Here is a 20,744-nt window from a genome sequence, read left to right on the forward strand (position 1 = left end):
CCTTTTGTCATATGACCAATCCGCTTACGCAGATCGTTTTTGATTTTCCCAACGAGGTGAATTCAACAGTTCAATCCATTTCTTGACGGCTGAGATCGTGATGACGATCGCGAGCAGTCCCATCGTTACGGACAAGACCGTATTCAAGATGCTGAAACCTGGAGAATCGGGATTCGCATAGACGTTTGCGACCATCCAGATATCCGCGAACGTTACTGTGATCAGAAGATAGACGAGCGGGATGAACGTCGTCAGCGCATAGACTTTTTTATCGGCGATTTTCAAGATGATCGTCGTTCCGATGATCAAGCCGATCGACGCCATCAGCTGATTCGATACCCCGAATAATGCCCAAATCGAACCGATGTCACCCGAAAACAGGAGATAGCCCCAGAAGAACGTCCCGAGTGCCGAAGCGAAGATCGCACCTGGAATCCAGTCGACACGTTTGAGTGGTTTGTAGAACTCCCCGAAGAAATCTTGAATCAAGTAACGGGCGACACGTGTTCCTGCATCGATTGCGGTTAAGATGAAGACCGCTTCGAATAGAATGACGAATTGGAAGAAGAATCCGGCAATCTCTTTGAACCACGGGATGGCGCGGAAGATGAATGTCATACCGACGGCGAGTGAGACGGCACCACCTGTTCGACCTGCCAGATCGAGACCGATTTCACGGGATAAATCATCAAGATAGACCGTGCTCATACCAAGCGTCGCGAATACTTCTGGTGTTGAGTTGATGGCGAAGTAATCACCGACTTCAAGCGATGTCGCAGCGATCAATGCCATGACGGCAACAAGACATTCGACAAGCATAGCACCGAAGGCAACGGGTTTGATGTCGCTCCATCGATTGATCATCTTCGGTGTCGTACCAGAACCAACGAAGGCGTGGAAACCAGATATCGCACCACAGGCAATCGTGATCGAGATGAATGGCCAGACTGGACCAGCGATGATTGGACCACCACCATCAACGAATTTCGTGAATGCTGGGAATCGAATGTCTGGGTTGATGATGAAGACACCAACGATCAAGGCAAGGAAGACACCGATTTTCATGAAACTCGATAAATAATCACGAGGTGCGAGTAAGAGCCACACTGGCAGTGCAGCAGCGAAGAATGCATAAATCGGTAAAGCAATCGCGAGTTGACGGGACGAAAGATCGAACCAGTCACCGATGAATGTTTCCGTTAACTGAGGACCAAAACCAATCGCAGCTAGAATCAGTAGAAAACCAACTGTTGAAGCAAGTGCTAAATTGCCACCTTTACGTAAGTAAATCCCAACGAACATCGCGATTGGAATCGTCGAGAAGACAGCGAATGTACCCCATGGGTTATGTTCAAGGGCATGCAAGACGACCATCGATAGACCAGCCATCGTGATCGTGATGATGAAGAGCATCGCAAGTCCGGCACAAAAACCAGCGACTGGTCCCAGCTCTTTTTTAGCGACTTCAGATAGCGACTGACCATCTTGGCGCATCGAGGCAAAAAGAACAACCATATCATGGACCGCTCCACCGATGACGGCACCGATCAAAAGCCACAGTAAGCCGGGGAGATATCCGAACTGTGCAGCAAGGACAGGTCCGACGAGTGGACCGGCAGCAGCGATTGCTGCGAAGTGGTGTCCGAACGAGACCCATTTGTTCGTTGGGACGTAATCTTTTCCGTCCGCTAATTTATGAGCGGGCGTTTCGCGATCATCTTTGATTTTTAAGACTTTCGCGGCCATGAACGTGCCGTAGAGACGATACGCGATTAATAAGATACAGATGACAGCAATAACGATTGGAGTAGCGCTCATCTAAAATTCCTCCTCTTGAATGAACTATGATGGATTTAGTATACAATTAGTGGAAGCGCTTTCTTTATTTTTTAGATGAGTTGTCGTTTTTGTTCGATGAAAGGTTGAAAACGGCACCTGAATCACAAAAAAGAAGCGCTTAAATACCAAGCGCTTCTTTCAGTAGTTTGACATACGTCCGGCTGACCGGCACATCGATCCGATGAATCTTTAAGTTGTAAGCCCCGTTGAACCAAGGTTCGATCGCGTCAATTGCCGATAAGTTCACGAGATACGAACGATGAACTCGTAAAAAACGATGATCTTGAAGCTTTCGTTCGAGTTCGAGTAAGGTCTCGTTCGATGGATACGCATGATGCTCCGTGACGATCTTCGTCTTCCCGTTCTCAGCGACGATGTAATCGATATCTTGAGGAGATAATAATTTCAGTTGTTCGCCTGTCTCGACGGCTAAACGTTCAAGTCGAGGTGCTTTTTTCGGAAGCGGTCGCGCGACTTTTTCAATCGCACGGACAATCCGTGCCGGGTCATACGGTTTCAAGATGTAGTCATAAGCATTCAGCTCAAACGCTTCAAGCGCATGAGCATCGTATGCCGTCACAAACAAAAGAGCCGGAGGACGTGGCATCGACTTTAAGCGTTTGGCGACTTCAAGACCACTTCCGTCCGTCAGCTCGATATCGAGAAAGACTAAGTCAGGTTGAAGGGAGCGAACGAGTCGTTCGGCTTCCTCGACACTGCCGGTTTCCCCGACGACTTCAAGACCGGCTGCAGTGACGTGATAACGGAGCTCGTCACGTGCGAGCGGTTCATCTTCAATCAACAAGGTGCGCATGCTGGATCTCCTTTCTGACTTCAATCGGGAGACGAATCGCGATCGTCGTGCCGTTTTGACCGTCACTCGTGATCGTAAACTGTCCCTTTTCACCATATAAACTTCGAATCCGTTCTGCCGTATTGAATAATGCGGTACCGGTGCCTGAGGACGGAACGACTTCTCGACCGAGACGGGAAAGACGAGAGGCATCAATCCCGCGTCCGTTATCGACGACTTCGAGACACAGCTGGTCTGCCTCACACCATGCCGTCACCCCGACATATCCTGTCTGTTCAGAAGAAAACGCATGAAGGAACGCATTTTCGATCAACGGTTGTAAGATGAACGGTGGAACGAGTAAAGATGTCGTCTCTTCCGCTAAATCGATATCGAGAAACGGACGATTCGGAAAACGAGCGGCTTCAAGCGATGTGTACGCCTCGATGTGCTCGAGTTCTTTTTGGAGCGGAATTTTCGTCGATCGTGCGCCTTGGAGATTACTACGAAAGAACGTCGATAATTCGAGCAGCAACGTGCGTGCCTGTTCGACATCCGTCCGGCACAGTGCATAAATCGTATTGATTGCATTAAACAGAAAGTGGGGATGAATTTGTGCTTCAAGTGCCCGGATCTCGGCATCTTTCAGTAAACCAGCTTGACGTTCTGCATTCCCGAGTGCTAGTTGTGTCGAGAACAATTTCGCTAACCCTTCAATGAGTTCGACTTCGACGGCGTCGAGCAATTCGGCATGAGGATAATAGACTTTCAACGTCCCGATCGTCGTTTCCCCAACGATGAGCGGAGCGATGATGCCGGCTTGAAGCGGACAATCCGTTACGGGACAGCCGATATCGAGTCGTTCCGTCACAAGACGAACTTGTCCGTCCTGCAAGACATGCTCGGTCGGTTTCGTCGTCCAGTGACTGCCAGCTTGATGGTGGTCGCTCCCGATACCGATATGCGCCAGGATGACGGAACGATCCGTTAGTGAGACGGCTTCGGCTCGCGTTTGCTGCAACAGAATTTCCGCGACAGCTTCTGCCGTATGGATATGTAGACCACGCGTCAGATGCGGAAGCGTCAAATCGGCGATATGCAACGACCGTTCTGCTTCTCGTGCGCGAACCGTTTCCTCTTCTCGTGCAGCAAGGCGGATGATCGATAAGAACAACCAGACACCGAGGACGTTGATCAGTGTCATCGGTAAAAAGATGAATTGAACGAGTTCGACTGCCGCATCAAAGGGACGGGAAAACAGTAAAATCAGTGACATTTCAAACAGCATTAAAAAAGCAGTCAGACACACGGGCAATAAGGCTTGGCTACTGAGGCGGTCGCGCCAATAGGAGCGTAAGAGACCGCTGACACCACCGGCGATGACGGTCGAAAGCGCGCAAGCGAATGCTGTGAATCCGCCGAGGGAATACCGGTGAACCCCGACGATGAGTCCGGTCATCAAGCCACCGAGCGGACCAGCGAGCAATCCGCTGATGACGACAATCATCGTTCGTGTGTTCGCAATCGCTGATGTTCCGTCGACTTCTTCGAGCCAAGCATGGGGTAAGAATTCAGCTAAGTCGACTTTGACCCCTGTATAATTGCTTAAAATACCGTACGTCGCAAAAAACAGGACGAGGACACGAAATTGCCAGCCCGCTTCCGGTTGACGCAGCAGCCGTCGTGTCGGTCCCCACTGGGCGAGGATGAACGCTAAGATGATCATGATACCGAGTCGTTCGAGTAAAAAAGGAATCAGTTCCAACATGTGCATTCCTCCATTCGAGTTAAGTGTAAACGCTCGCAAAACGGAGAGCAATGCCGGTATACAAAAAAGCCGTACTCGCTCGGTTTAAGAGAGAGTACGGCAGACTTACTTATTGTGCGTCTTTATCGAACGTGATCCGTGCGATCGCGTCATGTTGGTGAATCGTTTCTTCGTTACGGCATTCGACGTAGAACGAAGCGATTGGGTCCATTTCGTACAGGTCAGCAGCAATCAAGCGAACCATGTCTTCTACGAAACGTGGGTTTTCGTATGCCATCTCTGTCACGCGCTTTTCATCCGGACGTTTGAGTACTGGGTGAAGTGGCGCTGAGGCATTGGATTCAGCAGCATCAAGCAATGATTGTTTCCAGTCAAAGTCTTCTGCTTCATCACGTAACGATGCTTCCATCGTGACGTAACCACGTTGGTTGTGAGCACTGTATTCGCTAATTTCTTTTGAACATGGGCAAAGTGTCGTGACGTTGATCGTCAAGCCGACAGACAATGTCGCTTCGTCTGTTTCCGTGTTGACGCTGACTGTTTGCCATACTTCAGCATTCATCAAGCCACTAAGACCTGTTGCAGGTGCTTTACGTGTGAAGAACCATGGGTAACGGATCGTCAATTGACCTTCCGTTTGTTCCATGCGGTCTGCTAAATCACGCGCGAATTGAATGAGTGACTCGTTCGTGACCGTCCAACCTTCGTTATGGTATTGATCCAGTTGCTCCGTTAAACGGCTCATGTTGATCCCTTTACGGTCTTGTACGAGTGATGTCGACAGTTCAAACGTCGCGACTGTAGCTTGTGTTTTGTCTCCGTCTTGGATGACGACAGGATGTTTGACGTTTGAGATTCCGACAGCATCTAGTGCGAACAAGAAGTTCTTCGGTGTATTTTGCAAGTCGACCATCTTATCTTTTTCAGTCGGTTTTGTTCCTTTGATTGGTGGTACCGAACCGAACAGCTTATGGCGCTCTTCTTTTGTTGGTAACGTAATCGGGTAGGTAGACATATTCATTGGCCCCTTTGTCCTTTTGTAGTGTTTCAATAGTAATAACATGACAGGAATGCTAGAGACGAGCAAGTCTGATGATTCCGCAAATGTGTTTCATCTTTTCATCGCTAGAAGTATTGTCTTGAATTTTATCACGAACGTTCGATAAACGAAACTCGCACGACTCAAAATCGACACATTCTATATCTATAGGAATAACTTACTTGCAATCGGGTATACTATCCTATAGTATATGTTCAGGTGAACGTGTAATCATTGTTTTTTCGTCATGGTCAATAATTGAAGTTTTTTTATTTTACAGGTAGTAAGAGAAAGGGATGACAGAGATGGATTGGCAGTTACTATTACAGTATGCCTGGGTCGTACTCGTCTTGATCGCGCTTGAAGGATTACTTTCAGCGGATAATGCACTCGTACTCGCGGTCATGGTCAAGCACTTACCAGGAGAACAACAAAAGAAAGCACTTTTTTATGGACTAGCTGGAGCGTTCGTCTTACGATTCGCGGCATTGTTCGCGATTTCGTTCCTCGTCGATATTTGGCAAATCCAAGCACTCGGAGCGGCGTACTTGCTCATCATGGGATTACGGCATATTTATAAGACCGTTAAGGCCAGAAAGCTCGGTGAGAACCATGGGGCTGAAAATGAACTAGATGAAGAACCGAAGTCGGAAGAGCCAGTTTCAAAAGGTGAATTCTGGCGGACAGTTGCGAAAATCGAGTTCGCAGACTTAGCGTTCGCAGTCGATTCGATTCTTGCTGCGGTTGCCCTTGCCGTTGCCCTTCCAAACTGGGGAACAGGTGAAATCGGTGGTTTGAACACAGGTCACTTCATCGTCATCTTAACAGGTGGTTTGATGGGTGTTGTCTTGATGCGTTTCGCAGCACGTGTCTTTGTTAAATTACTTGCAGATCGCCCAGGTCTTGAGACAGCAGCCTTTGCAATCGTCGCTTGGGTCGGTGTGAAGCTAGCCGTTCTGGCGCTTGAACACCCGAAATACCACGCATCAATCGAAGGAACGATCTTTGAAGCCTTGAAGCTTCCTGAAGGATTCGCCCATAGTACACCGTGGCAGGCATTCTTCTGGACAGTCATGGTCGGTCTTGCTCTTTGGGGGTGGTTCTCTTCACCAAAAACAAAACCAAATCCAGATGCTGAAAAGAAAGTCGATCAAAACTTATAAAAAATGGAACGATCCGTCGATGACGGGTCGTTTTTTTGTGTTAGGTTTTCTTAAACAATGGGAATAAAACACAAGGTTAAGTACTTGAGTCGAGCTTGCATCTTTTTCTTTCCGGACGACCGGCATATAATAAATAGACTGAACAATAAAGGGGATTCGTTAGTATGGATATTGGATTAATTACACAGTATGCGACCGTCGGGCTCGTACTGATCATTTTGCAAGGATTACTATCCGCCGACAATGCGATGGTCATGGCGGTCCTGGTCCGACCGTTACCAGACGATCAACGTAAAAAGGCGCTTTTCTATGGTCTCGTCGGAGCACTCGTCTTACGTTTCGTGGCAATCTTCTTTGCTTCGTATTTAGCGACGATTTGGGAACTTCAAGCACTCGGGGCGATTTACCTTTTCTACGTCGCGTTTAAAGGAATCGTCGAGGCACGATCGAATAAACACCAAGTACCGGACACGATTGCCTCACAAAAAGCCTCACCGAACTTTTGGTGGACGGTCGTTAAAGTCGAGTTCTCTGACTTAGCGTTCGCTGTCGACTCGACACTTGCCGCTGTCGCGATGGCGACGACACTACCGATGATTGGTGGAACGATCGGTGGTTTGAACACAGGACAATTCTGGGTCGTCTTTTTCAGTGGGATCATCGGTCTTGTCATCATGCGTTACTTCGCGAGCTGGTTCGTCGTCTTGCTCCAAAAGCGACCAGGTATCGAAGAAGCTGCCTTTTGGCTTGTTGCATGGGTTGGTGTAAAACTGGTCGTCATGACACTCGCGCATCCGTCAATCGACGTCTTGCCGCATGAGTTTCCAGAGAGTACACTATGGCAAACGATCTTCTGGGTCGTACTTGCCCTAATTTTAATCATTGGTTGGTTCCGTAGCGGAAGCAGTTCAACCAAATCAGCAAAATAATACAATGGCGGGCAGGGTACTCTCTGTCCGTCTTTCGTTAGGAGAGATTTCATGCAAAACGGTAATTTCATTCGAATGCTGACGCGGATGCAAAACGTTCCACGGTGGGATGAATATGCACCACGTTTTCCGGATAACGCAGCCAGTCACAGCTTTCGTGTTGCCTTATTCAGTTTGATGGCAAGCTATTTAGAAGAAGCAGACGGGCAAACACCAGTCGATCGCCTGACATTGCTCGGAAAAGCTCTATTCCATGACATGAACGAAGTCATCACCGGACCAATCAAACACCGGACAAAAAAAGAGCCAACGTTACATGCACACATTCAGGCAATGGAACAGCAAGCAAGTGAACAGCTCGTTGCCTTACTCTCAAAGTCGCTTCAACCAGCGTTCACGACATACCTCGTGCATGCAGAGGATGAATCGCCGGAAGGGCGGATCGTCGAAGCCATCGATACGTTCGATGCGATGTTGTACGCACGCCGAGAAGCACGGATGACGGAGTCCGTCTTTTTCGAACAAAAGGCAGCGGAATTACAGGCTGTTCTGGAACGACATCCACTCGTTTCGATCCGTCGCTTGACACAGTCGGTCATGGAAGAGGACGAGATGTCTCATTTCATTGAAAACGTCTTGATGATGGATACGATTCGGCGCTGGAAAGGACGTTTCAACACGATTGATGATAACGACGCGACACATGCGTTTCGAGCAGCCTCGCTTGGTATCTTCAATGGTCTGATTGAATCAGAGAAGTACGGCGTCACGATCGACATCGAAGAAGTCGTCTCGCGTCTCTTGTGTCATGATCTCGTTGAAGGAACGACGGGAGATGTTCTTGGACCTGTCAAACATGCGACACCGGTCACAGCAGCAGCCTTCGAAGCTTACGAACGGGCAGAAGGAGAGACGTTGATCAATAATCTACCGAAAGAAATCCGAGCACCGTTCCGTCGGTTCGTCGTTGAAGCAAAAGACGAGACATACGAAGGACAGATGGTCGATGTGATCGATAAACTCGATGCATTGATTAAAATGAACATGGAACGGAAGTTGAACGGGGTCGAGTATGAGACCGGTTACCGCGCACAACTCAAAAAGGTTCAGATGACATATGAAAATCCATCGGTCGTCTTTTTCCTCGCTTATGTCTTGCATGATTTGGATTACGTGACGTCATGACGAAAGAAACCATGACCCCACGCCGCTTAACGTTGATCTTGATCCTCGGTTCGCTTGCTGCACTCGGACCGCTCTCGATCGACATGTATCTACCTGCTTTTCCAGATATGTCACGCTCGTTTGATGCGAGTGCATCACTGATCCAATTAAGTTTGACGGCTTGTATGCTCGGAATGGCGCTCGGACAATTGATTGTTGGTCCGCTGAGTGACGTTCGCGGACGTAAACGACCGCTGATGGTTGCTCTGCTCGCATATCTGCTCGCTTCTCTCGCCTGTGCGATGGCACCGACGATCGAAGTGTTGATCGCGCTTCGATTCATCCAAGGGGCAGCTGGAGCGTCAGGAATCGTCATTTCCCGGGCAATCGTTCGTGACTTGTTTGACGGACCTGAATTGACGCGGTTTTTTGCTGCCTTGTCACTCGTCAACGGAACGGCACCGATTCTCGCACCCGTCATCGGGGGACAGTTGCTTCGGTTCGGTGACTGGCATTTCGTCTTCTACTTGCTTGCGATTTTAAGCACAATGATGTTACTTGCTGTCGCACTCCGTTTATCGGAAACGCTTCCGCTTGATAGACGTGTCGAAGGAAACCTGACGACGACGTTGAAGACGTTCGGACGCTTGTTGACGGATCGCGTCTTCATCGGCTATGCGTTCGCGCAAGCATTCGTCATGGGCGCGATGTTTGCCTACATCTCGGGTTCACCATTCGTCTTACAAAATATTTATGGCGCTTCGCCGCAACAGTTCAGTTTTTTGTTCGGTTTAAACGGAATCGGAATCATCTTAGCAGCACAGATCGCCGGTCGTCTTGCGGGTCATGTCGATTCAGAGCGGCTGATGCGAATCAGTTTGACGATCGTTGCGAGTGCGAGTATCTTATTGTTCCTCGCCTTGACGTTAACGGATCAGCTGATCTTCGTTATGATTCCACTATTCTTCGTCGTTTCAAGCGTCGGTTTGATCTCGACGCTCGGTTTTACCTTAGCGATGCAAAATTACGGAGCAACGGCAGGCAGTGCCTCGGCTCTTTTAGGGCTCTTGCCGATGCTCGTCGGTTCGCTCGTGTCACCACTCGTCGGGATCATGGGAGAACAATCGGCTGTTCCGATGGGACTGATCATCATGACATTAGATTGCCTGGCGCTCATTCTCTATTATGGTCTGATTGTTCGTCGACCGAATCGTTCATAAACGCTAATTATTCAAAAACGTTTGTCCTCTGTATGGGATGAACGTTTTTTTCTTTTAATGAAAGGAAAAGAATTGGAATTCATTTTGAAACATTTTCTAAAAAATAAGCGTAGAAGAGAAGGAAAGCCAGTACTTCAGAAAGGAGTGGAGCGATGAAACAGGAGTTGCAGCGTGAACGAGAACCGTCGATTGAGGCAAGATTAGCACGTCATTTTGCCGCACAGAAAAAATACTTACGCCGTCAAGAAGAGGCAATCGATCAACGAGACAAAGAATTGGCTCGTTTATTGTTTGAGGAAAACCGGACTGCTTATCAAAGGGCTTACCACGAACTGTATGGCTCACATCCTTACATCGAGGTGAACGAAGATGGATGTTAGTACACTTTATTTATATGCGTTAGCGGCCGCTGCTTGTGGTGTGTTTGTGTCCATCCTATTCTCAGACGTCATTCCAGGCGTCGACCAAATCTTTCATCCCACGTTGATCTTATCTTTTGTCATCATCACGTCAGCGATCGGATTCGGACTCGAACAGCTCAGTCCGCTTCGTTCGATGTTGATTTTAATCATCAGCAGTGTGATTGCGATATTAGTGACGACGCTGATGCATATCTTTTTATTCGTTCCGATGGCACAAGCCGAACAGTCGCTTGGATTTTCGGAACAGATGCTAGAAGGTCGCAGCGCAACCGTCATCGTGCCGATTCCGACTGAAGGATATGGTGAAATCTTACTTGATGACGTCTCAGGACGCGTATCAAAGTCAGCCGTTCTGTTTGAAGGACCTGCCTTACCACAAGGCACGAAGGTGCTCATCATCGAAATCAAACAAGGCGTCGCGTCTGTCGTGACGTACCCCCAACAATGGAAAAAGGAGATGTTTACATGAATCCAGTATTAATCGTATCGATCGTCGCGGTCGCGTTGATCGTTGCATTGATCGTCTTATTCATTACGAAGTACCGAACAGTTGGTCCGGAAGAAGCGTTGATCGTATCGGGTAGTTATCTCGGAGGACGCAACGTCAATACCGATGAGTCCGGCAACCGAGTGAAGATTATTCGCGGCGGCGGAACATTCGTGTTACCTGTCTTCCAACAAGCGACACCACTGAGCTTGTTATCGAGTAAACTCGAAGTCACGACACCCGAAGTCTATACGGAGCAAGGTGTACCGGTCATGGCAGACGGTACAGCGATCATCAAGATCGGTAGCTCGATTTCTGAGATTGCAACGGCAGCGGAGCAGTTCCTCGGGAAATCAAAGGAAGAGCGGGAAGGGGAAGCGCGTGAAGTTCTTGAAGGACACTTGCGTTCGATTCTCGGGTCGATGACCGTCGAAGAAATTTATAAGAACCGTGATAAGTTCTCACAAGAAGTCCAGCGGGTCGCTTCACAAGATCTTGCGAAGATGGGACTCGTCATCGTTTCGTTTACGATCAAAGACGTCCGTGACAAGAACGGATACTTAGAGTCACTCGGGAAACCGCGGATTGCACAGGTGCGCCGGGATGCGGACATCGCAACAGCGGACGCGGAAAAAGAGACACGCATCAAACGGGCGGAAGCTTCAAAAGATGCGAAAAAAGCAGAACTCGAACGTGCGACAGAAATCGCTGAAGCGGAAAAAGAAAATCAATTGAAGATGGCAGATTACCGCCGTGAACAAGATATCGCGAAGGCGAAAGCCGACCAAGCGTATGATCTTGAGAATGCACGCGCGCAACAAGAAGTCACCGAGCAACAGATGCAAATCAAAATCATCGAGCGTCAAAAACAAATCGAGCTCGAAGAACGCGAAATCCTCCGTCGTGAGAAACAATATGATGCGGAAGTCAAAAAACGCGCCGATGCCGATCGTTACTCGATTGAGCAAGCTGCCCAAGCGGACCGTGCGAAGCAATATGCGGAAGCAGATGCAACGAAATACCGGATCGAGGCATCGGCAAAAGCAGATGCAGAACGAATTCGTCTGGATGGTCTTGCGAAAGCGGACGCTGAGCGGGCGCAAGGGGAAACAGAAGCGGAGATCATTCGTTTGAAAGGTCTTGCGGAAGCAGAAGCAAAAGAAAAAATCGCGCAGGCGTTCGAACAATTCGGACAAGCAGCGATTCTCGACATGGTCATTCGGATGATGCCAGAGTACGCGAAAGAGATTGCAGCACCACTCGGCAATATCGATAAAATCACAGTCGTTGATACAGGTAGTGGTGAAGGTGGCGGTGCGAACCGGGTCACCGGTTACGCAACAGATTTGATGGCGTCACTGCAAGAGACGTTAAAAGCATCGTCAGGATTAGATGTCAAAGAGTTGATCGAGAACTTCTCCGGTAAAGGAACAGCAAAACCGTTGACGGTCAACTTGAATTCCCATGATGCGGTGGCAGCGTCGAAAACAGAAGACTGATGGCAATCCGCGTCTTATTGATTGTGTTCGCACTCCTGCTTTTTCATGTCGCTTGGCCGCTTCCATGGTATGCACTGGCGGTACTAGGTGGCGTCATTGGAATCATCAAAGGGTACACATCGGATGACGGAATCGCGAATATATTTAACATGAAGAAGGTATCTTACTCACTTTACGATCGACAAACACGTCAGGAAGCCGTTCTCGCTTTGATGTGCAGTTTGTTGACGGTCGACTTCCCGTACTGGTTCGCTGGGGTGACGACAGGAATCACGTGGCGTGATGTCGGATATGTTGGTTTCGAAGTAGTATCGACACTTCTGTTCGCTTATGTCTTATTCCGTTTCTTATGTCTGAATCTATTCCGACCATTCTTGGGGTCTGAAAGAAGGGAGCAAAGAAATGGATAGTTTATTTCTACTGCAAGAGCGTTGGATGTTGTTGCTCCCGTTCGTTGTCGTCTTCTTGATCAACGTCGGGTTATTGACTGCTCTTCTTAAGAAGCGACGTGATTTACCAAAGATGCTGGTCTTTGGAATGGGTGGGATGGCGATCGTGTTCATCGTCTCCTCGCTTGGATTAAGCATGGCACTGCTGTTCTTCGGATACAATTCATAAAAAACGGAGCTGACTCAAAAGTCAGTCTCTACAAAGATAGGGGTGGCAGAATGATGATCTGCCACCCCTATCTCGTAATAAAAAGAATGACTCGTCACACGCAACTCCTACAGGAAAAAGCGCATTTATGCGCTGTCAGAGACAAACAAGACCCGCTTTCCTTCTTGAATGAAGTAGGAAAACTGGCTTGTGTCTCGCCTGAGGAAAGGGCGTGAACAGACGAGTCATTCTTTTTTTGAGTCAGTCTCGTTTAATGAAGTAAGAATAAATGCCGTTAACGTGGAAGGTCATACCCAATGACGACAAGTCCAGGTCCGGTGTGTGAACCGATGGCTGCGCCAGCAATCGTCAAGATGACTTCGCTTGGTGAAAACTGTGCTTCAATCAATTGTTTTAACTGTTCTGCCCGTTCGATCGAATCCCCGTGACCAATCATGATCCGGTGTCCGTCAATCGCCGGACGCGCTTCTTCCATCCATTCGACGATTCGATTCATGACTTTTTTCTGTCCGCGAATTTTTTCTTTTGGAATCAACTTCCCGTCTTCGACTGTCAACAGTGGCAAGATTGATAGAAGACCACCAATGAAGGCGCTAGCTCGCGAAACGCGTCCACCGCGCATCAAATATTCGAGTGATTCGACTGTAAACAGATGACGAATCGTATTCACCTTGGCTTCAGCGTAAACCACTGTTTCTTCAAACGAATGCGTTTGTGCATACTCTGCAACGTCGAGAACGAATAGTCCTTGTCCCGTTGAAGCGGTTTTCGTATCAAGCACGAGATAAGGCACGTTCGGATATTTTTCAGCGAGTTCCTCCGCGAGCATCTTCGCGGTTTGATACGTTCCAGATAACTCACTTGAAAAGGCTAGATAGAGGAAGGGATCACCTTGTTCGAAGTGACGCGTGAACACCTCGACCATCCGGCTGACTTCTACTTGGAATGTCTTTGGTGCTGCACCGTCACGCATCTTATCGTACAGTTGTTTTGGAGATATCGATTCTCCATCGAAGAACGTGTCTTCGTCGATCAATACGCCGAATGGCATGACCGTAAAATCATAAGCATCTAACATGTCTTTTGGTGCATCGGCACCACTATCTGTGATCAATCGGATCATCACGTTCTCTCCTTTCTTAACCTAGGGCTTTTTCGTTTCGATCAAGCATCCGACTCAAGTTGACGCCGAAACGCTCATTCTCGAGTTCCGTCAAAGTTGCGGGCGTCAAATCAGCGCCGAGCGCAAGTAACGCTTCATATGCACGACGTAAGCACTCCTCGACTGTCAATGGAGTACCAAGCAGTTCCTCGAGTGACGCCATCGTTTCCGGCACGACGGTCGGATAAACGAATTTCGTCGTTTCACCTTGAAGCGCTGCCTCGTAAAAGTCACGGACTAAAGCGGCGCGTTGACTTCCACTTCCGTTGACACAAAGATAGATTTGAACGGCAACTCCGCCACGGACACGACGCTGGGAAATACCAGCGAATTTTTTACCGGCAATCGATAAGTCATAAGAACCGGGACAATACGATCCGACGACTTCACCAGCGACGATCGTGTCCGTTTCTTGTGCGAACATGCGGCGGACGAGCGCAAGCATCGCTTCGTAACCACTGTCGATATCGATGCCGCCGCGTTCCGGTAAGACGAGTGAAATATTCAAGACACCGGCGTCGAGGACGACGGCAAGACCACCTGAGTTACGGACGACGGGCGAGAAACCATGTTCATGCAGAACGGCTACACCGTCAGCAAGATGAGGAAGACGGGCATCCTGGATGCCGAGGACGACGGTTTCGTGGTGAATCCAAGAGCGGAGTGCGGCTCCTTCTGTTGCAACAGAGGCACATAATGTGTCGTCCATCGCAAACGATTGTGTCGCATGGAAAGCAGTTCCGAGTGACGTTTGATCAAAAATACGATAATGTTCTTGTTTTAAGAGTTCGATTCCCATAGGCTCGTTCCTTTATTGTAGATTTGCGACATCATTATAGCATAGGGTGTGTAAAGTTTCTGTGCGAAGCGCCGCGGGAGACAGGAATCCTTGGAAACAAAACCGAACAACAACGACATAGACACGATTTAAAGGAGAGAAACATATGTATCAATCATTAGGACAATTAAAGGAAACGAAGGTCTTCAAAGATCCTGTTCATCGCTATATCTATGTCAGTGATCAGTTAATTTGGCAACTGATCGGTACACGTGAATTTCAGCGACTACGCCGGATCAAGCAACTGGGAACATCATTTTTGACGTTTCATGGAGCAGAGCACACACGGTTCCATCATTCGCTCGGTGTCTATGAAATCACGCGCCAACTGATCGATGTCTTCAACGGTCGTGCCGATTGGGACGATCAGTACCGGGAGTTGACGCTGGCTGCGGCACTCTTACACGATGTCGGACACGGTCCGTTTTCGCACGCATTCGAGAACGTCTTCGGTGTTAACCACGAGACGTGGACAGAGCGGATCATCCTCGGGGATACGGAAATCAAGAAAGTCCTCGACCAAGTCGGAGACGGATTTGCGGAAGAAGTAGCGTCTATCATCAACAAGACGCATCCGAATCAACTGCTCGTCACGATGATCAGCTCACAACTTGACGTCGACCGGATGGATTACTTATTACGCGATGCGCACTTTGCCGGTGTCAGCTACGGAAAATTCGATCTCGAGCGGATGCTTCGGGTATTGCGTCCTGCCCATAATCAGATGGTTGTCAAACAATCAGGGATGCATTCGATCGAAGACTACATCATGCGAAGGTATCAGATGTATTGGCAAGTCTACCTGCATCCGGTGACACGTTCGAGTGATTACCTATTAAAGGCTATTCTTGAGCGGGCGCAGGAGTTGTACCTGTCCACATATCCGTTTGCGATTGCACCGATTCATTTGATGCCGCTATTTGATCAGAAGATGGAGTTGCGTGATTTCCTTGGGCTCGATGAGACGATCGTCTACTTTTACTTTCAGCAGTGGGCGAACGAGCAGGATCCAATCCTTGCTGATCTCTCGAGGCGATTCGTTGACCGAAAGTTGTTCAAGTATGTCGATTATCCGGCTGAAAAGCGTGAACTCGTCCACGATAAGTTGTGTGAGTTGTTTGAAGCAATCGGCTTGAATCCGACGTATTATCTGCTTGAAGATAAACTCAGTCGTCTTCCTTACGATTTATATGGAGATAACGGTGAAATTAGTAAGCAACCGATCATGTTACAGATGAAGAATGGACAGATGAAAGAGATTTCGCAAGTCTCACCACTCGTTCAAGCCATTGCGACGTCACGCCAGACTGATGAGAAGCTGTTCTTCCCGCAAGAAATTTTGCACGACTTGCGCGAACATGCGAATGAGAAGATGCAGATCGACCAGTTATTGATTGGTAGTGTGACATCATGATATCGTCCGCTGTCCTTACGAAAATCTTGCAACAGCTTGGACAGGAGGGAGGAGAGGTCGAAGTCTTAAAAGGCGCGACATCCTCCCTTGTTTTTCCGGTCGGTGAGGGAATTCTTCGCGTCCATACGAATCAAGACTGGCTACATGAGGAGCCGGATCTTGTCTTACACGAGGTGTTTGCGTTACAAGCAGCAGGTGACTTAGCACCAGATGTACTGGACTATCAAACAGGCGTTAAGGACGAAGTACCACCATGGTTATATATGACGCGTTCACCGGGAGAGATCCGGCTTGATCAGGTAGACGAGCAATATGTCGAACGATTGGCACAAATGCTTGCGGCGATCCATGCGCTACCGGTACCAGAATCTCGTTATGTCTATCAGCCGTATGCGACGGAGCGTCACGTTCCGACGTGGACGCAGCATCCGGAGAGATGGCGTCAGCTACTGGCGGTCGAACCGGACGAAAGTCAAACGATCCGGTTCATTCATCGGGATTTTCACCCGGTCAATGTGTTATACGAAATGAATGGAACGTGTCATACGATTGATTGGATTAATGCGTGTGTAGGACCTATTGAAGTCGACCTTGCGCATTGTCGTTTGAATCTTGCCTTGCTCGAATCCGTCGAGATGGCGGATCATTTTTTAAAAAGTTACCTTAAACAGACGAAACGTTCTTACGATCACGCGTGGGATATTCGGGCTATTTTTGATTTTGGACCTGAAACGATCGACGTCTATCCGGGGTGGAAAGCATATGGAAGGCAAAACCTTAGTCAGGACAATGTTCGGGAACGCTTGGAAAAGTTTGTCTTGAAAGTCTATGAAAATAACGAAAGCGGTTACTAAATGAACTTTTCCTCTTGTAGTTCTTCGAAATATTGATTATTCTATTACTTGGAAAGAGATTAAACGTCAGACATCGTACGAATGTACAACTGATAAACAACTAATAGATAGAGGGGTACTTCATGAAATATCTTATCGCACTACTCGGACTGGCTATCGTTTTTGGCTTGGCACTCCTTGTCAGCAGCAATCGTAAAGGCATCAAATTGAAACCGCTTGCGGTCATGCTAGTTCTTCAGCTCGTACTTGGGTTCATTTTACTCAATACATCGTTCGGATATATCGTCATTCGTGGCGTCGCGAAAGTCTTTGAAAAACTGCTTAGTTATGCGGCAATCGGAATCGATTTCGTCTTCGGTGGTTTAGCGAACGAAGGCGCACAACCATTCTTCATCAATGTCTTGTTACCGATCGTCTTCATCTCCGCTTTGATCGGGATTCTTCAGTTCACGAAGATTCTGCCGCTCTTGATGCGCGGTATCGGTTTCGTCCTATCGAAAGTCAATGGTATGGGACGTCTTGAGTCTTACAATGCGGTTGCTTCAGCTGCGATCGGACAATCAGAAGTATTCATCACAGTCAAAAAACAAATCGGTCAATTACCAGCAAACCGCCTCTACACATTGTGTGCGTCAGCGATGTCGACGGTTTCGATGTCAATCGTCGGTGCATACATGACGATGGTCGAACCGAAATATGTCGTTACAGCAATCGTCTTGAACTTGTTCGGTGGTTTCATGATCGTCTCGATCATCAATCCGTACACGGTTGACCCGGAAGAAGATATTCTTGAAATCGTCGAAGAAAAGCAAACGTTCTTCGAGATGCTCGGCGAATACATCATGGATGGATTCAAAGTCGCAATCATCGTCGGTGCGATGTTGATTGGTTATAACGCCTTGATCGGAATGGTCAACGATATCTTCTTGATGGTTCTAAACATCTCGTTCCAAGAAATCCTCGGATACATCTTTGCACCGTTCGCTTTCATCATGGGTATTCCATGGGCGGAAGCTGTCAGTGCCGGTAGTGTCATGGCAACGAAATTGATCACGAACGAATTCGTTGCGATGTTGAGCCTTCCAGAGTACTCAAAAGAATTCTCGGAACGCACACTCGGAATCGTGTCTGTCTTCTTGATCTCGTTTGCGAACTTCTCGTCAATCGGAATCATCGCTGGAGCGGTTAAAGGATTGAACGACCGCCAAGGAAGCGTTGCGGCTAGTTTTGGTCTGAAGTTACTCTACGGCGCAACACTCGTCAGTGTCTTGACGGCAATCGTCGTCAGCGTCTTGCTGTAATCGTTACACATATGAAAGAGCAATGGATCAGCGATCCATTGCTCTTTTTGTTTTTCACTCAGTTGATCCATGCGAAGCAATCCCGACACGGACGCGATGATGGGTTCCGTCACGATAAACTTCAAAGGCGAACTGGGCGACGTTTTCCCGAGGAATCGGTCCTGTCGGTGCAGTGAAGCGTGTTGTCTCGATCAATAGGTCGTCAGCAGCAAGTGCGTTGTCTTCGGTCAGTTGTGTTGGGCAGATGACGGTGAAGTCGACGTCTGCATCCTTTAAGGTTAAATAAGCTTTCAAGTGATCCTCTGCTGCAATCGTCGAGCGTCGACGGGACTCACTCGATTGGAAACGATACTTTCCTGGTTCTTCTGATGCATCGAGAATGCCTGCTGTACCGATGAAGACGATCCGTTCGATGCCTGCTTCCTTCATCTTCGTGACGAGATGTGGAATCGCTGTCGAAAGGACCTGCTGTTGATCGGTACCGAGACAACTGAAGACAGCGGTGCTTCCTGCGAGTGCTTGTTCGAGATTGTCCGGGTTTGTCGCATCTCCTGTCAGGACGTGGAGTCGGTCATGGACGGGTAAGTCCGGTGACGTGGAACGCACGAGTGCTTGGACATCATAGCCGTCTTCTAATAACCGATCAATCAAAGGTCGACCCGTTCGACCGGTCGCACCAAGTACAGTAACAATAGTCATAAGTTTTCCTCCTTAGAGATCAAGTAGATGGGAAAAAGAGACGTACGGTAACGACCGGACGTCTCTTGTTGTTTATTTATCCGCGAACATGACGCCAGCTTGACCGTAATCTGTTTTTTCCATCTCTTCGATGAAGACCGTGATGTTTTCTTTAGGAGCATTCGTCGTTTCCGACACCGCTTCCGTGACTTTTTCAATCAAAGCGCGTTTTTGTTCGACTGTACGACCCGATAACATTTTAACCGTAACATATGGCATGACTTCATTTCCCCCTCTAACATGATGACGATACGCCATCAGTATAGCGCATTCGATAGGGGATTCGTCAATTCGAACATCGTTTTCGAAAAAGAAGGGTATAAGGTAGGAGCTATTCTTGTCGGAAGCGAAGGTAGTCATACACATACGGCAGAAAAGGAGAGACATATGGACGCAATCATACGGAAGAAGATTCATACGTTACTGATTTTTGATCGGGCGTTACCGGAAGATACGAATTATCCGTTGTCTGGTGCGAAAGGACTCGAAGTCGCAGATATCGTTTTTGAACAGAACATTCCATTCGGACGACTCGTAACGGATAAAGAACTCGCTCAACTGCTGAATCAAAAAGAAGCAAAGCGATACGGGATGTTGACGTTGCTTGAAGACGATGTACGTTTCAAACCGTTGTTTCAAAATCGAAAACCGACAGCTGACATGGAAGAAGAGGTCGAGGCGAAGGTACGAGAACTCGCGCATCAGTTACGTGCGATTCGGTCGCGGTGTTCCTCGCTGGAACGTCTCTTCTTGTTCGGTCGTGCGGCGCAAACCCTGTTTGACCGCGCTTTGCTTCATCTTGAAGAGGTCAATCCCCCGGCACATGAGGAAATTGCGTCCATGACGTGTTATCGTCTCCCAACGATTCGCCGAGCGACAGAGGAACAATTACAGCTTCTCCGTTACGAGTGACGGGTTGCAGACACCTCGGAATACGGTATGATAGAAGCAACAGGATTAAAAGGGGACAAAACACGATGGAAAAAAAGATTAACTTCAATATCATTTCAGATAACTCTACAGACGGTCACGGAGGATTTGGTGTCGGAACACTCAGTTTAAATAGTATGTCACCAGTCATCATTTCTCCGGAAGACGGTGAAGCTTACATCGATATGGGCGCGATGCACGCGAAAGCAGCCATCGAGAAACGCGTCAAATTCACGACGGATAAAGCCGATACGCCAAACGGTAAATTATACTGGATCGTTTGGGTGACGGTCGGTCGTAAGCCAGAAGGATTCTATTATGGTGGTGTCGCTGCCTGCGATCTGTTAGTCGATGCGGAAGCACGTCGCGGATTTAAGATTCTCGCTGATCACGTCAATAAGATGGATAAATCCCTTAAAGGACGGATCGTCGTCGATCATATGGATGAGCGTTCAAAGGAATTGTTACGTGATTTCTTGCAGACACATAAACCGGAGATGTGGGAAAATGCTGACGCTGCTTTACATGAAGCGTTAGTCTAAACAAAAAGAACGTGTGCCGCGGCA

At 48.2% G+C, this 20,744-nt stretch carries 22 protein-coding genes; 14 read left to right on the forward strand and 8 right to left on the reverse strand.

Annotated elements, in window-relative coordinates; genetic code table 11:
- Positions 1-24: 24 nt before the first annotated feature.
- The 4 genes from B3G15_RS00875 to folE2 all read right to left on the reverse strand — a co-directional run bounded on the left by B3G15_RS00875 (position 25) and on the right by folE2 (position 5,415).
- Positions 25-1,818: a carbon starvation CstA family protein gene (locus B3G15_RS00875; RefSeq protein WP_023466771.1), complete on the reverse strand. Its 1,794-nt coding sequence runs from the start codon at positions 1,816-1,818 to the stop codon at positions 25-27.
- A gap of 139 nt (positions 1,819-1,957) precedes the next feature.
- A complete protein-coding gene (locus B3G15_RS00880) occupies positions 1,958-2,653 on the reverse strand; it encodes a LytR/AlgR family response regulator transcription factor (RefSeq protein ID WP_290714473.1) in 696 nt (231 codons plus the stop codon).
- A complete protein-coding gene (locus B3G15_RS00885; protein WP_290714476.1) occupies positions 2,634-4,400 on the reverse strand; it encodes a LytS/YhcK type 5TM receptor domain-containing protein in 1,767 nt (588 codons plus the stop codon). Before B3G15_RS00885 ends, B3G15_RS00880 begins: the two co-directional genes overlap by 20 nt.
- A gap of 109 nt (positions 4,401-4,509) precedes the next feature.
- On the reverse strand, positions 4,510-5,415 hold the full coding sequence (gene folE2 / locus B3G15_RS00890; protein ID WP_023466774.1) for a GTP cyclohydrolase FolE2: 906 nt from the start codon (positions 5,413-5,415) through the stop codon (positions 4,510-4,512).
- Positions 5,416-5,744: 329 nt separating this feature from the next.
- Between folE2 and B3G15_RS00895 the strand changes: the two genes are divergently transcribed.
- The 9 genes from B3G15_RS00895 (at position 5,745) to B3G15_RS00935 (ending at position 12,941) form a co-directional block, all read left to right on the forward strand.
- Entirely contained in the window at positions 5,745-6,602 is an 858-nt protein-coding gene (locus B3G15_RS00895) for a TerC family protein (RefSeq protein WP_290714480.1), read from the forward strand.
- A 164-nt stretch (positions 6,603-6,766) separates the two neighbouring features.
- A complete protein-coding gene (locus B3G15_RS00900) occupies positions 6,767-7,531 on the forward strand; it encodes a TerC family protein (protein ID WP_029343196.1) in 765 nt (254 codons plus the stop codon).
- A gap of 51 nt (positions 7,532-7,582) precedes the next feature.
- On the forward strand, positions 7,583-8,716 hold the full coding sequence (locus B3G15_RS00905; RefSeq protein WP_023466777.1) for a YfbR-like 5'-deoxynucleotidase: 1,134 nt from the start codon (positions 7,583-7,585) through the stop codon (positions 8,714-8,716).
- An 11-nt stretch (positions 8,717-8,727) separates the two neighbouring features.
- Complete coding sequence (locus tag B3G15_RS00910; RefSeq protein WP_290714486.1) at positions 8,728-9,915, forward strand: multidrug effflux MFS transporter; 1,188 nt, start codon at positions 8,728-8,730, stop codon at positions 9,913-9,915.
- 152 nt (positions 9,916-10,067) lie between these two features.
- A complete protein-coding gene (locus B3G15_RS00915) occupies positions 10,068-10,295 on the forward strand; it encodes a hypothetical protein (protein ID WP_290714489.1) in 228 nt (75 codons plus the stop codon).
- Complete coding sequence (locus B3G15_RS00920) at positions 10,285-10,806, forward strand: hypothetical protein (protein ID WP_133208251.1); 522 nt, start codon at positions 10,285-10,287, stop codon at positions 10,804-10,806. The genes B3G15_RS00915 and B3G15_RS00920 overlap by 11 nt, the downstream gene beginning before the upstream one ends.
- The gene (locus B3G15_RS00925) at positions 10,803-12,323 is read left to right on the forward strand and encodes a flotillin family protein (RefSeq protein WP_023466783.1); all 1,521 of its coding nucleotides are present in this window, start codon (positions 10,803-10,805) and stop codon (positions 12,321-12,323) included. Before B3G15_RS00920 ends, B3G15_RS00925 begins: the two co-directional genes overlap by 4 nt.
- Positions 12,323-12,733, forward strand: coding sequence for a hypothetical protein (locus tag B3G15_RS00930; RefSeq protein ID WP_064300504.1), 411 nt, complete (start codon positions 12,323-12,325; stop codon positions 12,731-12,733). The genes B3G15_RS00925 and B3G15_RS00930 overlap by 1 nt, the downstream gene beginning before the upstream one ends.
- A complete protein-coding gene (locus tag B3G15_RS00935; protein ID WP_290714496.1) occupies positions 12,726-12,941 on the forward strand; it encodes a hypothetical protein in 216 nt (71 codons plus the stop codon). The genes B3G15_RS00930 and B3G15_RS00935 overlap by 8 nt, the downstream gene beginning before the upstream one ends.
- Positions 12,942-13,215: 274 nt before the next feature.
- Here the strand turns inward: B3G15_RS00935 and B3G15_RS00940 are convergent, their stop codons facing one another.
- Entirely contained in the window at positions 13,216-14,064 is an 849-nt protein-coding gene (locus B3G15_RS00940; RefSeq protein ID WP_290714499.1) for a DegV family protein, read from the reverse strand.
- Positions 14,065-14,080: 16 nt separating this feature from the next.
- Positions 14,081-14,902, reverse strand: a complete 822-nt coding sequence (locus tag B3G15_RS00945; protein WP_290714503.1) for a lipoate--protein ligase family protein — start codon at positions 14,900-14,902, stop codon at positions 14,081-14,083.
- 145 nt (positions 14,903-15,047) lie between these two features.
- On the opposite strand from B3G15_RS00945, the gene B3G15_RS00950 reads away from it, so the two are divergent.
- From B3G15_RS00950 to B3G15_RS00960, 3 genes are all read left to right on the forward strand, one after another.
- Entirely contained in the window at positions 15,048-16,355 is a 1,308-nt protein-coding gene (locus tag B3G15_RS00950) for an HD domain-containing protein (RefSeq protein WP_290714505.1), read from the forward strand.
- Positions 16,352-17,209, forward strand: a complete 858-nt coding sequence (locus tag B3G15_RS00955; RefSeq protein WP_290714508.1) for a phosphotransferase family protein — start codon at positions 16,352-16,354, stop codon at positions 17,207-17,209. The genes B3G15_RS00950 and B3G15_RS00955 overlap by 4 nt, the downstream gene beginning before the upstream one ends.
- Positions 17,210-17,331: 122 nt before the next feature.
- Positions 17,332-18,510 carry a NupC/NupG family nucleoside CNT transporter gene (locus tag B3G15_RS00960; RefSeq protein ID WP_023466789.1) on the forward strand — a complete coding sequence of 393 codons (1,179 nt, stop codon included), beginning with the start codon at positions 17,332-17,334 and terminating at the stop codon, positions 18,508-18,510.
- A 54-nt stretch (positions 18,511-18,564) separates the two neighbouring features.
- On the opposite strand, the gene B3G15_RS00965 is transcribed toward B3G15_RS00960, so the two are convergent.
- A complete protein-coding gene (locus tag B3G15_RS00965) occupies positions 18,565-19,209 on the reverse strand; it encodes an NAD(P)-dependent oxidoreductase (RefSeq protein ID WP_290714513.1) in 645 nt (214 codons plus the stop codon).
- A 72-nt stretch (positions 19,210-19,281) separates the two neighbouring features.
- Positions 19,282-19,467, reverse strand: coding sequence for a 2-hydroxymuconate tautomerase (locus B3G15_RS00970; RefSeq protein ID WP_023466792.1), 186 nt, complete (start codon positions 19,465-19,467; stop codon positions 19,282-19,284).
- Positions 19,468-19,635: 168 nt separating this feature from the next.
- Between B3G15_RS00970 and B3G15_RS00975 the strand changes: the two genes are divergently transcribed.
- Positions 19,636-20,160 carry a hypothetical protein gene (locus B3G15_RS00975; protein WP_064300510.1) on the forward strand — a complete coding sequence of 175 codons (525 nt, stop codon included), beginning with the start codon at positions 19,636-19,638 and terminating at the stop codon, positions 20,158-20,160.
- 65 nt (positions 20,161-20,225) lie between these two features.
- The gene (locus B3G15_RS00980; protein WP_023466794.1) at positions 20,226-20,720 is read left to right on the forward strand and encodes a YwhD family protein; all 495 of its coding nucleotides are present in this window, start codon (positions 20,226-20,228) and stop codon (positions 20,718-20,720) included.
- The last annotated feature ends 24 nt before the right edge of the window (positions 20,721-20,744 follow it).

The sequence above is a fragment of the Exiguobacterium sp. UBA1053 genome, assembly GCF_002316465.1.
In the GTDB taxonomy this organism is placed as follows: Bacteria; Bacillota; Bacilli; order Exiguobacteriales; family Exiguobacteriaceae; genus Exiguobacterium_A; species Exiguobacterium_A abrahamii.